Genomic DNA, 13,004 nt, shown 5'->3' with positions numbered 1-13,004 from the left:
CTAAAAATAAACCCGACTCAAACGCTTGAGCCGGGTCGGAACTATGGAAACCTAAAAATGCTACTTCAATTTCATGGCCAATGTCACGCTATTGCCTACCATACCGGTGGTGCGGAGGTAGTGCCCGTAGCGGAGCTCGACGGCGTTCCAGTGTTTGATACCGAAAAGGCCGCCCGGAGGCGCGAGACGGATGCCAGCTCCTATGAAATGACTCGTAAATCCTGAAATGTCGTAATCGCTGGTGTAGTATTTCGCGGTTGGGTTGTGTTTTCCGTAGGCTTTAAAATAGCGCACTGCCGTTTGGTCATTGAACCGATAAAAAGGACTGACTGAAACAAAAGGAGTCAGTTTGTAAGAGGCCTCAAAATTGAGCGTGTGAGCAATCATGCCCCAATTGTCAGCGTAGAAACGGTAAAAGCCGCGTAAAATAAGGCGGTCGCCGAGAAAATAACTTACCCTTGCTCCAATGGGCAATTTAAAGCGCGAACCGGGGAGTTTTTCTACCGTATGTGAACCATCGGTAAAATAAACGCGGTGATAGGGCGTACTCAATAATCCCTGTTGAAACGCCGGTTCTACGGTAAAAAGAACCTGTAGTCGCTTGTTCACTATCTGAGAAAGCGACAGAGCTAAATTATAGGAATTACGCGGTTTATGGGCAACGGGGTCACGGTCGTCTTCTGCGGCGGAACCATATCCAGCTGGTCGCAGTTCAGCGGGTAAAATAGCCGTCCACATATCAAAAAAAGCCCCTGCTTTGAGACTGAATTCGCGGTTGTTGTCTTTGGAAGATTTTGAATAATTGAAGTTGATGCCGTTGGAATGATAATCGTATTCGGTGGAGTACGAATAGCTTATTCCTCGTGTGGTATGCGTAGCATCGTCTTTCATGCTCCACGACAACGACGGATAGACGTGGGTGTCGCTTTTTGAAGCAGACGAAACCGTTAGCGGGTCAATGTTGTCGGAGGAGGCCGATGTATAATAGTCAATGTTGAAATCGGCATTAATGTTGTGTTGGCGGCTTTTTCGGTCAATAAAGGATAATTTTAAATCAATTGAATTGGCAAAATCGCCCAATTTTTCCGTCCCGATTCCGCCCGTAACCGCTGAGTTATTGCCGTCCTGCCCATAGTAACTGGATAGTAAATTTACTTCTTCAAGCTTGAGCTTACGTTTCTGGTAGGTTTCTTTTTCGTTGGTGGTTTGGGCGTGAGCACCTTTCAGCAAACCTGCCAACAGTCCAACGGTCACTATGATTTTTTTCATTTAGGGAGTCTATTTTTACAAGGTCGGCGCGCAACGTCGGCAAGGTTCAAAACCTCGCCGACGTTGCATTGCACGCCGGCGTTAGAATATTTTAATTACAGCCGCAGCCACCGCCACTTTTACCACCATTAGCACCCGAAGCGCCTTCGCGGTAGAGGTAGAAACTCTGCTCAAACTTCTCGGATTTTCGCGCCGAAAGTTCCATTTCAGAGTCATTAATGCGACTTTTTTGGTATTCTTTGACGGTCACACAAGAGGATAAGCTGGCTACTACAGAAAAGAGTATTAATCCTTTTGCCATTCTATTTTTCATGTCTTAACTGATTTTAATATTTTTTGAGGTAAACACACGGTCGTAATCATCAATGATAATACAGGCCATTCCCTGCATTTGGTTAATCAAATCTAAACCTACTCGTACACCCATGACCGTTACGGGAGTGGCCATGGCATCGGCAATTTCGGCATTGGGACAAATGATAGTTACACTTTTGATTCCCGATACTGGCAATCCTGTTTTAGGGTCAATGGTATGTGCGTATTTTTTACCGTTTATCAGCGCAAATTTTTCGTAGTTGCCCGACGTAGCTACGGCTACATTACTGATATTCAGGTAAGAAAACGGCTGGTTTTTGGTGTTTGGGTCGGCAATTCCTATCGTCCATGGTTGCCCGTTGGGTTGGTTTCCCCAAGTGGTCAAATCACCCGAGGCGTTTACGATACCGCTTGTTACTCCTTTTTGAATCAATAACCGTTTCGCCATTTCGGCGGCGTAGCCTTTCCCAATTCCGCCAAACCCTATCCGCATTCCTTTCTCTTTCAGGAAAACACTGTGCTCGTTCTCGTCCAAAATAACGTTTCGATAATTGATTAAACGAACCATGCGGCGAGCCGTTTCGCGGTCGGGGAGGGCAGTCATGTGGGTATCAAAGTTCCATAGACTTTTATCAATGGAACCGTATGTAATGTCAAAGGCTCCCTGCGTCAGTTCTGAAATTCGGAGAGAACGCTGAATCAAATCAAACACTTCACGGTCTACTTTGACCGGGCATATCCCGGCGTGTGCGTTGATTTGATTGGTTTGGCTATTGTCTTTGAACGTAGTAAAGAGTGCTTCGATGCGCTGAATCTCCGCCACAGCGTCGTCTATTCTTGCTTCTGCCCATTCTTCCTCCTCAGATACCACGCTGATTTCAAAGCGGTTCCCCATGAGTCGAAGCACTCTTTTATGCAGGGGTTCCAAAGCTGATACTATTTCCGATGTGCGATTTTCAATTTCCAATTTATAAAATACTGATATACAAAGAATTGTTGAACTAAAAATAGGAGGCCTTAGAATTGAATCAGTATAAGGTCTTATTTTCGGGAATCAATCGAATTGGCAATTTCATGGATTAGTCCCAAAGTACTCATGGAAGCAGGATAGCCCTCCCATTCCTTCACTACTTTTCCATTGGAATCTATCAGAACCGTCAGCGGAAACTTACCCTGATTGTTGTATTTTTCGGCTAAGGCTTCATTGTGGGCAGTTTGCCGGGCATCCAATTGATTTTTCTTCAAACGCGGAAAGTCGGCTCGTACCAACACCAAATTGTCATTGGCATATTGTGCAAAGTCCGCTGATTCGAAAATGTCTTTTTTCAGTTTGATACAAGGTCCGCACCAATCTGAGCCACAAAAGTTAAGCAAAATATATTTGTGGTTTTGAGCGGCGTCGGCTTTGGCCTTGTCAAAATCATTGCCCCATTGCGGAGCAGCAAACAAAAAACTGCTGATAAATAATGAGATGATCAGTTTCACGGTGGTATTGAAATTTGGAGTAAAAAATGAAACAATTAACTGTATACTACGAGTGTTTTGCCGTCGGTAGCTACCTTATACACTGCAATTCCTCGGCTTCCTAAGCTGTTTAATCCATTTCCGGACAGGTCAAAGCGTGCTCCGTGGTCAGTACAATAAAATTCGGTTCGGTTGAAAATAATTCTGTTTCGGGGTTTATGACTGCATGTTTGGGTAGCTGCCACATGTACGCCCGCACTTACCTGTGCCACTACGATTCCGCTTACTGCCACATAACCTCCTGCTGACAATAAAGCGGCATTGGCTGCCGTAGTTAAATCAAGAGTTAACAAGCGATTTTTAATCGTACTTAAATCCGTTCCATTCCCCGTTGTTGTGCCAGTTCCTGTTCCCGGTGTTGTTGCAACAGGAGGAGTTGGAGTAACAGGAGTGCTTGCAATTGCTTTTTCGGTCAACGCGTTGATATACGTATCCTCTTCTCTGATGCAGGAGGTCATCAGGGCCATTAAAGCAGCGCCCTTAAATCCCATTGATTTCAAAAACTCGTATCGCGTCATCGGAGTAAACTACTGTTTTTTAGGTTATCTGCTTTATTACGCACCAAGTTATTAACTCGTTGCGGGATATAACGCAATTATAATTAATTTAGATGTTTTCAAAATAAAACGGCATTCAGAAAGTCTTGATGACGATTTGAAGGATAGGGATGTTTTTCTTTTTGCAGGAAGTTGCAATGAACCGGTTTACGCCGTTTTTATTTTCTCGGCTTCTTCCAAACCCAGCTCTCGGATGCTAATTTCGCGCATTTCCACTTTGCGGATTTTACCCGTTACTGTCATAGGGAAACTATCGGTAATGTGCACATATTGAGGGATTTTGTACGGGGCAATCTGACCGTGGCAGAAGGCTTTCAGTTCTTCTAAGGTTAATTTTTCGCCTTCTTTCAATCGTACCCAAGCCATCACAGCTTCCACATATTTTGCATCCGGAACACCGATTACCTGCACATCGCTGATTTTTGGATGGGTATATAAAAATTCTTCCACTTCGCGGGGATAAATATTTTCACCACCCCGAATGATCAGGTCTTTGATGCGCCCCACTATTTTTAAGTAACCTTCATCGTCCATCGTAGCAAGGTCGCCGGTGTGCATCCAACGGGCGTTGTCAATGGCAAGGTGCGTGGCTTTTTCATTGTTCCAGTACCCAAGCATTACGCTGTATCCTCGCGTGCAAAACTCGCCTGGTTGGCCCCGAGATACCACAAGTCCCGTTTCGGGATCAATGATTTTTACTTCCAAATGCGGATGCACCTGCCCCACCGTACTTACTTGTTTTTCCAACGGAGTACCTACCCGCGTTTGGGTGCTGACCGGGCTGGTTTCGGTCATGCCATACGCAATTTCCATTTCCGATACGTGCATTAGACTTTGCACTTTTTTCATCACTTCAATGGGACAGGGCGAACCCGCCATAATGCCTGTTCGCAGGCTGGTAAGGTCGTGTTTTTCAAAGTCAGGCAAATCCAACTCGGCAATAAACATGGTAGGCACGCCAAAAATCGCGGTTGCTTTTTCGGTTTCTACGGCCTTTAAAACGGCTGCCGGCTCAAATCCTTCGCTTGGGTAAATGATGGTAGCGCCGTGGGTAATGCACCCCAAATTTCCCATTACCATGCCAAAACAGTGATACAAAGGTACGGGAATGACAAGACGGTCACGGTCGGTAAAATTCATGATTTCGGCTACAAAATAGCCGTTGTTCAGGATGTTATGGTGGCTCAGCGTGGCTCCTTTCGGAAAACCCGTGGTTCCGCTCGTATATTGAATATTGATGGGTTCGTCAAAGGTCAACGCTTTTTGGCGTTTTGCTAATGCCTCATCCGTTGTTTTTTCTGCTTCCTGCATAAAATCATCCCAACGCCACATCCCGGGTTTTTCATCGGTTCCCATCCGAATGATGGTATGCAATTGTCTCACTTTTTCGGTACGAAGCTTGCCTTTAGCACAGCTGACCAACTCGGGAGTCAGGGCAAACATCATTTCTGTAAAGTTGGAAGCTTTGAATTGATCGGCAATCACCAATACGCTGCATCCCGATTGATTGAGGCAGTATTCCAACTCATGTAAACGATAACTCGGATTGATATTGACTAAGATAGCACCCACTTTGGCTGTTGCAAATTGAATCACCGCCCACTCGTAGCGATTGGGCGACCAGATACCTATCCGCTCGCCTTTTCGGATGCCTAAGGCAACAAGCGCTTTCGCACATTGGTGCACAACTGCATGGAATTGTCGGTAGGTAAAACGAATATTCTGATGATGGACGATGAGGGCGTCGTTGTGGGGAAAACGGGCGGCAATGTCATCAAATAAATCGCCAATAGTGGTACCGAGTAAAGGTTGGGAACTTGTTCCGCTAACGTAGCTAAGGGTAGGTGACATGGTTTTAGATTTTTGGCTTCTAAAATTATCACCAAAAAATGAGGAATAAAAGGGCGGAAGTTGAGCTGTATAAAAAAGCATAAGGCGGGCATCGGCCCACCTCATGACTTATTCACTTTATCTATCTACTTTCTTTTTTACATCGGCGCACTTGCTACGATTTTTACGTCTACGGTAAAGTTGTCGTAAATCATTTTGTCGCCGATATTTTCAAAAAATGCTTTTGAACGGTAGGTTAAACCGAACTTTGTTCTGTCGATGTCGAATTTAGCGGAAGCAGAAGCTGTTTTGCCCGTAACTTTCACGATAGCGGGAAAAGTAATGCTTTGGGTAATTCCGCGGATGGTCAAATTGCCCGTAAGGTCATAATTTTCTCCTCCTTTGGCTACCGCTTTGGTGATTTTAAGGGTAGAAGTAGGAAACTGAGCTACGTCAAAGAAATCGGCTGATTTTAAGTGCGTTTCGAGTTTTCCTGCAAAATCGCCCTGAATATCCAAATCTTTGATGGTGCTAAAATCAACTGTAAAATCGCCACCTGTCAGTTTTCCGCCGTCAGTTACCAAATTTCCACTTTGGATCTTAACGGTTCCGTTGTGTTCACCGGTCAATTTTTTAGCTAACCAATTGAATGTACTGGCACTTGCGTCTACTTTCAGGGTTTGGGGCGCTTTTTTGCCCGGCTTGGCTACTGCTACAAATGACAATGCGGCTAAGGCCACGACCAGAATAGATTTAACTGTTTTCATTGTGTTGGAATGGTTTGTGTTTGGGTTAAAAATGGTACTAATGAATTTTTAGCTAAAATAATGCCACATATAAAACGGCACAGACGGCAAGTCCTATCAACGACCATAGTAGGCCGCTTGTTCTACGTTTTTTCAAAAAGAGCAGCAGTAGGAGTCCGGTTACCGATACTAACGTCATAAAAATGGCGGAAGCATCAATGACCAATGACCATCCTTTACCGGTATCACGGCCTTTGTGGAGGTCGTTGATGATGGCTACCAACCCCATGCGGGTTTCAGTGATTTGATAAGTGCCCGTTTGGCGATTAATGAAGGCATCGGCCGTGTATCCTGGCCCTCTAAAAGAAACAGAACACTCTGCGGCATCAATGCGAAAATCATCCACGGTTCCTTTGAGTTGATGGGTTGCCCGCAAGTACTCAACAACCGCCAATTTATTTACTTTCGAGGTATCGTCTACACTCACCCAACTGGCAGTGAGCTTGCCTTTATAATCGGTTGTTCGAGAAGCGTCGGAAAACCAATCTGCATGGTTGAGGGTAAGCCCCGTTACGGCAAAAAACAGCACCAACGCGAAGCTGAACATGGAAAGGTACAAATGAAGCCACCGCGCCAAGGCCGGCATCTGACGTTGCCAAAAAGAAGTTCCGGCAGATGACTGCTTACGGATGGGCTCACTTGGTTCCTTTGTCACGGTATTCCAAGGCCGCTGTTGCGATTTCGGTGCTTCCATTTAGGGTTTGATTTTTAGGTTCGCCGTTAAAGTCCATTTCCTGCCGTATCAACTGGTACGTACCGTGTTCGCGGGCCGCTTCTATATTGATGGTGTATTTGCCCTGTTTTACAAATTGCCCCTTATCGTCTTTTCCATCCCAAACGAGTGAGTAGGAGCCGGCGGAGCGAGTTGCGCTCGCAATGGAAGCGACATCTAATCCTATGTTGCGCTGCATCGCGTACCAAGACCGTAATTCGGGAAGCCAACGGGGTTTGTTGTACCAAATAGCCAATTGACGAACGGGAACGTGGTTTTCGTCTTCAATCCATACGCCCACAAAAGGGCGATGGTAGCGCCCGTCGAACTGACTGAGTTCAAACGAAATAATTAACTCCTGATTTTGATTCCAATTTTTGTCTTTATTACTCGATAAAGATAAAATTTGAGCCGTTTTTACGGAATTGTTGGCCGTGGGAGGGGTTGATGAGCGGTTCCAATCGGGACTCGCAATGGATTTACCCTCTTTGGTAACGATGAGATAATCCGTGCCTGGAAACGTAGCGGCCAATTTCACACTTTCATCAGGGGTAAGTACATTAAATGCCGTGGCGAGTGCTCCTGCGGTGGTGGCATCCGAATGGATAACCGTGGCGCTGATGACCTCCTGAGCGGGCATTCCCGTGCGCGGATCCACAATGTGTGAGTACCACTGATTGTCCACCTGTACTCCCCGGCGGTAATTGCCACTCGTAGCAACGGCTTTATTTTGTGCGGTCAGCCAAGCCAAAGGAGTTGCATTTTCTGCGTCTGTTTTAGGATTGGCAATGGCTACCGTTTCTGTCCAATTTCCTTTGATGACCAAATCGCCTCCGATATTTAAAACGACAGCATCCACTTCGGGATGCTTCATGGCTACTTCTGCCGCACGATCCAAAATGTAGCTTTTGGCGAATGTATGGAGTCGCAAAGGCGTTTGGCTGAGCCGCGTTGCTGTTTGGTGAATAGGGTCAAGGGTCCAGTGAGGTTGATTGACGGCCTCTACGACAGCAAGTCGCTCGGTTTCGGTGGGAAGCGTTTGGGCTTCGGCGGCTTGTTTCCAAAGACGGTTGACAGCTTCGGCAGCGGCATTTATGGTGCCGTTTGTTTTTTGCTGCCAAATTGAAAATTCATTCAAAACGGCCCAAAGGTCGTTGGAAACCGGAATAGCCTGTTCAGTGGAATCCCACCAGCGATTGAATTCGCCGGTGGGAAGATAACTGCTCAGAATTGCATTCAGACGTTCTATTTCACTTAAAATGGTCTTTTCTGTTTGCCGAGCCACTGCGTAAGAATGGGCTATTATTTTTAAGTCAAACGACGTTCCCAAAATGTTTTCAAGGTGTGAAATAAACAGTCCTTGAGAGTCGGAAATGGATTGGGAAGGGCCGGGCAACGCAAGTGCTACGGAAGCTAACCCAAGTTGTAATGCTTTCATGGTCAGGAATTTTTTGAAAATCGGGTAAGATTAGTTGTTATCTCCGCCTTCTTTTACGTCATCGTTTTTCACACCTTTGGTTTTCTTAGGAGCCACAAAGGTCATTTTTCCGATTTTGTAACTGAAGGTCAACTTTATATTTTGGTTGTAGATATTGTTAACCATGGTTTGGTTCAATACCGGCGAAATCGAGGTTGATTTCATTTTCATGCCGCCCAAGAAGTTCTCCGTTGCCAATCCGAAACTTCCTTTTTTGTTGGGAAGGTCTTTCTTGATTCCGAACGAGTACATGTAGAAACTTCCCTGTGTACCCTGGAGCGTCACTTGGTTTCCGCGCATTCCACCGTGCAACTGCATGGCCCAACCTTTGTTCAATGCGAGACTTGACATGATACGTCCGCCGATTACCCAACCTGAGTTGCTGGCGCTGATAGACGTTCCGTCGAATCCCTGTACTTTACCTTCTAAGTAGTTGTAGTACAAGTCAACACCACCGTTCAATGTCCATTTTGGAGTAAGATACACATTGGCGAAAACGTTGGCTCCCATTACCTGTTGTTTACCAATGTTTTGGAAGGTAGTAATGATAGCTCCCGCAAGGGTATCGGAAGGAGCGCTCAAACGAGTAATGCTGTTGTTGGTAGAGCGAGTGAAAACCGAAGCATTCAAGTAGGTTTTCTTAATGCTGGTGCTCAAGCTCAATTCAAAGTTGTTGGTCATTTCAGGCTTCAGGTTTGGATTTCCGATGCTGATATTGAAAGGGTTAGCTGCGTTGTAGTTGGGGTTCAACTGTTGCAGACCCGGACGTTGAATACGACGGTTGTAAGCAGCTTTCAATGTAGTTCCGGCCTTAATGCTTTTCGATACGTTGATGCTTGGTACAAGTACACCGTAGCTTGGGATTGAAATTTTGCCGATTTGGTCTTTGGCGTCAATGGTCGTGTATTCGTAACGTGACCCTGCTTTGAACGTATATTTATTAGCGGTTGAGTAGGTATACGATAAATACCCTGCTACAATGTTTTGGTTGTAATTCAAACTTCCGACCGGGTTGCGGGCATCAGCGGCAAATGCCCCGGTAGCGCCTGCTACTTGGTAGCTATAATCGCTGTTTACCTGACGGATGATGGTTTTTGCACCAAACTCCAGCATCTGGTTTTTCTTGATAGGAGTCTGATAATCCGTTTGAAGCGTGGCTTCTTGGTTCAGGTTAGCGTTTAAGTTTTTCTGACGGCTCAATAAGCTGTTGCTTTCGCTCAACAAATCAGCGTTGAAGTTGTTGGTCAGGTTGTTGCGGCTGTATTGGGTTGAAATAGACCACTCTCTGCCGGGAACTTTAAAGGTACGGATATAGTCCAGGTTCATGTCCACGTTGTTGGACAAATCTTTGGTAGTTACGTCGCGGTAGGTGGTAGAACTCAGTGCATTGTTTTTAAACAAATTACTGGTCATATCCTGCGTCCGAATCATGTTGCGGGTTCCGAAGCTAATTCCGGCGGTCAACGATTGGTTTTTAGCCAGTTCATAATCAAATCCAATGTTGTAGCGTCCAAACAAACCGTTGTCGTAAGCACTTGTCGCTTGTTTTGTCAATAACGACACGCCGTTTTGAAGCGTGGTTTGGTCTAACGTGGTGGCTGCTTTATTATAGAACATACGACCGAAACCTCCCAACGTAATTCCTAATTTACCCTGACGGTAGTTCCCGTTCAAGCTAAGGTTGGAACCACGGGCACCTACACCGGCATCGGCGCTGAGGGTAAGTCCCTGGAGCGTTGATTTTTTGGTAATGATATTGATAATCCCTGCGGAGCCTTCTGCGTCATATTTGGCAGAGGGTGAAGTGATTACTTCCACTGATTTGATTAAATCGGCCGGAATCATTTTCAAAGCATCGGCAATGCTGCTGGCTACGATGGTAGAAGGTTTGTTGTTGATCAGCACCCGGATGTTTTGACTGCCGCGAAGTGATACGTTCCCGTCTAAATCTACCGACAGCATCGGTACTTTTTTGAGGACATCGGAGGCATCGCCACCGCGGGCACTCAAGTCTTTTTCGGCGTTATATACCAATCTATCTACTTTTTCTTCGATGAGTGATTTCTCGCCCGTTACCACTACTTCGTCCAGCGTTCTGATGTCGGGACTCATTTTGACAACTCCCAAGTCCAATTCCTGACCTTTGGTAAGTTTAATGTTATCGATGGTTTTATCTTTGAAACCGATAAATGAAATCATCAATTTGTAATCCCCTGCGGCAATGCTTTTGAGGGTAAATTTGCCTTTTTCATCGGCCATGGTACCATCTATCGGTTTTCCTGTGGCTTTACTGTAAAGAGCGATATTGGCAAATTCAATGGCTTTGGTTGCGGCCGAATCAATCACAAAACCGGTGATTTTTGAATTTCCTTTAGGAGCAGTGCTTTCAAGATTTAAGGTAGGCTGTTGCGTGTTGGTATTCCGGTTGCGACCGTTGCCGTCGCCCCCCTGCATACCGCCCGGGCCGCCGGGACCACCACCCGGAAACTGTGCATGAGCGGCTGTAATACCCAATGCGAAAATGACGGAAGTAATAATAGTTTTCATCTGTATTTCTTTGTGCGTTTTGATGATACAAAGTAACAGCTACTTTGATTCACAAAAAAATACAATAGATTGAACCGGATTGAATACCGATAATTGCCTCTTTTTACCCGATTGTTGGCTTATTTGTTACATAAACACCTTTTAAAGAGTATCGGTAGAGTACAATTTGGATTCTATCGGTAAATTTTGGGGATTGATGGACTCAATAGTAGATTCCATAGACTCTGAATCCGTTTTTGGTGTTCATTTCGAGAATAAGGAGGGCGATTTTGTATTTGTGATAAACGATTAAAATCGTATTTTTGAACAAACATTTAAGACCATGATACAGGTACAGAAAGAGGCATTGCCACGTACATTAGAAGAATTCTTGGTTTGGGAATCCAACGATGGCTATAAATACGAATGGAACGATGGCGAGTTGATTAAATTTACGGGAATGAAAAAGCGACAATATTACATTTATGATGTGCTTCTTGATTTATTTATTGAGAAGGGATATAAGAAAAACGCAACGCTCATTGCTGAACCAGATGTAATGCTTACCGGTATTCAGATGCGACGCCCGGATATTGCTTATTTCACTCGTGAGCAGGTACAGCGCGGTCGTAAAGGTGAAGACGTCATTCCTGAATTTGTGATTGAAGTGATTTCGGAAAGTGACCAATCGTATAAGGTGGAGGAAAAGATAGTAGAGTATTTTAAGGCAGGGGTAAAAGTAGTATGGAATATCTATCCTGAATTGGAAGCTGTCTATGTATATACTTCCCGTAGGGACGTAAAGATATGTATTGAGTTCGATGTTTGCTCCGCTAAACCCGTTCTTCCCGAATTTGAAATTAGCGTAGATACTCTTTTTAAAGAAGAATAACAGATTATTACTGTCTGTCTCAATAATAGATTCCATAGACCCGAAATCCGTTTTTGGTGTTAATTTCGAGGGCGGGGAAGGGAAGTTTGATCATAAACATACTTTGGAAGACCTGATTCAGGAATCGGTTCTTTGTCTTGATTTTGGTCCAGTCAATGTCCAAAGAAAACAAAAATTGACGGTAGCGCTGCGTGGGCGGAATCACGACATTGCCCCAGCGCTTGATATTTTCAAACTCACCAAACATCCCATTGGCGCCGTAGCCTACCGCCACATTGAGCCAATCAGGAATTCGCTCTGACCGGATGATGCGGTTTAAGCCAATACTGAACCAATAGGTATGGGCATTGTAATCCTGCAAGATTTGTCCCGCAAATGTCGTTCCTAAATACCCATTGGCCTGTTTGGAGTAGGGTGAGCGACGAAAACTGAATTTGTACTTCATAATTTGCTCATCGAAAAGTAATTCCTGCCCAATCACCAACGAACTCCCCACGGCATTGGCGACCATGTCGGTCCATGAAAAGCCCCATCCTTCATAAAATCCGTCGATGATTTCGATGGGTGACTGTAAAAAGAAACCCAATGTCCCGCCATACACTAACGCCTTCTTTTTGGAAGCGCCCGACCACCGCATCGCGCGATACCCAATATAACTTTCCAAATAAGAGCCATACGCATGGCCAAACTTATCCACTTGTAAATATCCTTTGCCATCAGCATAAAACTCAAAAGGCACTCTTTGTACCCCTTTGTACCAAATGAAATTCAAATAGGACATTGTTCCGGCGTACAAAGCGGCTTCGGTAGCTACTACGGCGGCAAAGCGACCTTTGTGAAAAGTGGGTGCAGTAGTTTGTGATGTAGAATCCGTTTGGGCGAAGCCAAATCTACCTATAAGTATAAGCAACAATAAAGTGATTAGTGATTTCATGGGCTAAGAATGAGGTCTAAAGCTATGGATTTTTTGGTTTCCCTAGGCGGTGTATCAAATGTAATGCTGCCTCTCCAAGTTGAATTGCCAAAAGCACCAACCAATCGCCAAGTTGTGCCACTTGTCCAATTTGGAAAAGGATAGCGACTTTCTGACCAGCCG

At 45.0% G+C, this 13,004-nt stretch carries 12 protein-coding genes; 1 reads left to right on the top strand and 11 read right to left on the bottom strand.

Going from position 1 to position 13,004, the window contains the following annotated elements; genetic code table 11:
• Positions 1-60 precede the first annotated feature (60 nt).
• The 10 genes from Q0081_RS19465 to Q0081_RS19420 form a co-directional block, all read right to left on the bottom strand.
• Entirely contained in the window at positions 61-1,269 is a 1,209-nt protein-coding gene (locus Q0081_RS19465) for a DUF3570 domain-containing protein (protein ID WP_298357163.1), read from the bottom strand.
• Positions 1,270-1,360: 91 nt separating this feature from the next.
• Positions 1,361-1,570 (bottom strand): DUF4266 domain-containing protein, encoded by a 210-nt coding sequence (locus Q0081_RS19460; protein WP_298357166.1) that lies wholly within the window; start codon positions 1,568-1,570, stop codon positions 1,361-1,363.
• Between the two features lie 15 nt (positions 1,571-1,585).
• Positions 1,586-2,479: an FAD:protein FMN transferase gene (locus tag Q0081_RS19455; protein WP_298357159.1), complete on the bottom strand. Its 894-nt coding sequence runs from the start codon at positions 2,477-2,479 to the stop codon at positions 1,586-1,588.
• A gap of 146 nt (positions 2,480-2,625) precedes the next feature.
• Entirely contained in the window at positions 2,626-3,069 is a 444-nt protein-coding gene (locus tag Q0081_RS19450; RefSeq protein ID WP_298357156.1) for a thioredoxin family protein, read from the bottom strand.
• 35 nt (positions 3,070-3,104) lie between these two features.
• Positions 3,105-3,626 carry a (2Fe-2S)-binding protein gene (locus Q0081_RS19445; protein ID WP_298357153.1) on the bottom strand — a complete coding sequence of 174 codons (522 nt, stop codon included), beginning with the start codon at positions 3,624-3,626 and terminating at the stop codon, positions 3,105-3,107.
• A 186-nt stretch (positions 3,627-3,812) separates the two neighbouring features.
• Entirely contained in the window at positions 3,813-5,516 is a 1,704-nt protein-coding gene (locus tag Q0081_RS19440) for an AMP-binding protein (protein ID WP_298357150.1), read from the bottom strand.
• Positions 5,517-5,653: 137 nt separating this feature from the next.
• Positions 5,654-6,262 (bottom strand): YceI family protein, encoded by a 609-nt coding sequence (locus tag Q0081_RS19435; RefSeq protein ID WP_298357147.1) that lies wholly within the window; start codon positions 6,260-6,262, stop codon positions 5,654-5,656.
• A gap of 52 nt (positions 6,263-6,314) precedes the next feature.
• Positions 6,315-6,995 carry a PepSY-associated TM helix domain-containing protein gene (locus Q0081_RS19430; RefSeq protein WP_298357143.1) on the bottom strand — a complete coding sequence of 227 codons (681 nt, stop codon included), beginning with the start codon at positions 6,993-6,995 and terminating at the stop codon, positions 6,315-6,317.
• Positions 6,937-8,451, bottom strand: a complete 1,515-nt coding sequence (locus Q0081_RS19425; protein ID WP_298357140.1) for a DUF2271 domain-containing protein — start codon at positions 8,449-8,451, stop codon at positions 6,937-6,939. Before Q0081_RS19425 ends, Q0081_RS19430 begins: the two co-directional genes overlap by 59 nt.
• A 30-nt stretch (positions 8,452-8,481) precedes the next feature.
• Positions 8,482-11,037 (bottom strand): TonB-dependent receptor domain-containing protein, encoded by a 2,556-nt coding sequence (locus tag Q0081_RS19420; RefSeq protein ID WP_298357137.1) that lies wholly within the window; start codon positions 11,035-11,037, stop codon positions 8,482-8,484.
• A gap of 322 nt (positions 11,038-11,359) precedes the next feature.
• On the opposite strand from Q0081_RS19420, the gene Q0081_RS19415 reads away from it, so the two are divergent.
• Positions 11,360-11,908 (top strand): Uma2 family endonuclease, encoded by a 549-nt coding sequence (locus Q0081_RS19415; RefSeq protein ID WP_298357134.1) that lies wholly within the window; start codon positions 11,360-11,362, stop codon positions 11,906-11,908.
• 19 nt (positions 11,909-11,927) lie between these two features.
• Here the strand turns inward: Q0081_RS19415 and Q0081_RS19410 are convergent, their stop codons facing one another.
• Entirely contained in the window at positions 11,928-12,842 is a 915-nt protein-coding gene (locus Q0081_RS19410) for a DUF2279 domain-containing protein (RefSeq protein ID WP_298357131.1), read from the bottom strand.
• Positions 12,843-13,004 lie beyond the last annotated feature (162 nt).

This window comes from Runella sp., from assembly GCF_027484545.1.
Taxonomy (GTDB): domain Bacteria; phylum Bacteroidota; class Bacteroidia; order Cytophagales; family Spirosomataceae; genus Runella.
This window is presented reverse-complemented; position numbering and strand designations above follow the sequence as displayed.